Source organism: Oscillibacter sp. 1-3, assembly GCF_000403435.2.
GTDB lineage: Bacteria > Bacillota > Clostridia > Oscillospirales > Oscillospiraceae > Oscillibacter.
Map to the genome: position 1 here is coordinate 1 of NZ_KE159707.1, position 1,638 is coordinate 1,638.

At 57.1% G+C, this 1,638-nt stretch carries 3 protein-coding genes; all 3 read right to left on the minus strand.

Going from position 1 to position 1,638, the window contains the following annotated elements:
- Nucleotides 1-422, minus strand: a 422-nt coding sequence (locus C816_RS06410; RefSeq protein WP_016321577.1) for an XF1762 family protein, incomplete at its 3' end; no start/stop codon positions are given.
- 1 nt (nucleotide 423) lies between these two features.
- Nucleotides 424-849, minus strand: coding sequence for a SpoVG family protein (locus tag C816_RS06415; protein WP_016321578.1), 426 nt, complete (start codon nucleotides 847-849; stop codon nucleotides 424-426).
- A 21-nt stretch (nucleotides 850-870) separates the two neighbouring features.
- Nucleotides 871-1,638 (minus strand): VirB6/TrbL-like conjugal transfer protein, CD1112 family (locus C816_RS06420; protein WP_016321579.1); only part of this gene is annotated, 768 nt, incomplete at its 5' end.

Below are 1,638 nucleotides of genomic sequence, written 5' to 3' on the forward strand. Positions count from 1 at the left end.
CGCAATTTCATCTGCGGCGGGCAGAGGTCCACAGCGGGACAGCGTTTGCCGGTCCAGCGTTTTCCCCCTGCCTGCCCCATACACGTCCAGCCCGCCGCCCGGATACTGGCTCCTGCCTCCGTGTCCAGCGTGTAGGTGATGATCTTGCGGTAGCCGATAGCCTTTGCCGCCCGCGCTGCCGCAGAGTACAGCATACTGCAAGCGTTTTTCTCGCCCGTGGTACAAAGCCGGGTCACTTCCAGCGTCAGGCCGTTGTCCAGATAGCGGCTCACGGGACGGCCCACAATGGCAACGCCCACCAGCCGTCCCTCAGCCGCACAGCCGATGGAAAACTTGTGGCCGGTGACGGGTTTGTGGTGGCGGTGGTGGGCGGCTACAAAAGCGTTGGCCTCTTTCAGTGATACCGGGGTTAAGGTGAGCATATCACCGCGCCCCTTTGTCCGTATTCCGTTCCTGGGCAAGAGCCGTCGCTTCTCGCACCCCCGCCTCTTTCGCCGCGCTCTTGAGTGCGCCGCGCACGGAAGGGGGCCGCTCCTGCTCCACCGCTTTCTCATATGCGCTCAAAACAGCGGTGTTCAATGCCTGCCGCATTTCCTTGGTGGTGGGGCAGCAGATGTCGTGATATTTGCCGTCCTGTCCCTTGGTGCTGGGCATGGAGACATACGGCCCATTCTCCGTATTGTAAATGCGGATGTTGTTGACGGCGAATACGCCGCCCAGGCTCACACTGGCAAAGCCCATCAGCTTGCCATGGTCCTTCTCCGGGTCCTTGGGGAGATAGATTTTCACGTCCACGCCGGGGACGGCAGGGACCTCTGCGCCGGTTTCCGGCGCTCTATTCTCACTCAAATTGCAATCCTCCTTCTCATTTTAATGTGCGTTGAAAATAGACCGGCTGACCGAGCCGGTCTTGAACAGGGAGAAGCACAGCAGTACCGTGTACCCGGCGCATTGCCAGATAGCAATATGAAGGTTGGTTCCGCTGGTGATCTGCCCAATCAGCACGGCATAAATCGCCACGCAGATCATAATAAAAAAGCCTTGCAGGCCAAGAGCCACAAGGCCGCGCAGGTAGTTGTTGCCCATTTGCCCCCACTCCCGGTTGGTCATGGTGGCGAAGGGAATCGCGCCGATAGAGCAGTAGATATAAATTTCTATCATCCGCCCCACCAGCACAATCATCACGCAGAAGGACAGAATGGGCATGGTGATTTTCAGCAGCATGGTTTCCACCAGCAGTCCGAACAGCTCACCCAGCTCCATGGCCTCCAACTGCGCGGACACGTCCCCTATGACCGTGGCAAAGTCAAGGCTGGTGGTGCCGGTGATGATACCGGCGCTCTGCTGCACCACATTCTGTCCCAATTCAAAAATCGCCATGGTAATGTCAAAGGTATGGGTGACGAGGTACACGGCGATAAACGCTTTGAGAATCCATTTGTATATGGCGTAGGTTTCAAAGTCGTGGAAGTTATTTTTCTCCATGAGCATACTGATAAGCTCGTAGCACAGGACAAAGGTAATAATTATCCCGGCTATCGGAACCACCACGTTATCACTCAGATTGCGGATCATGGAGAAAACCCCGGCGTTCCATGCCGCCGGGGTCGTCCCCACGTTTGCCGCAACTTCCCCGAC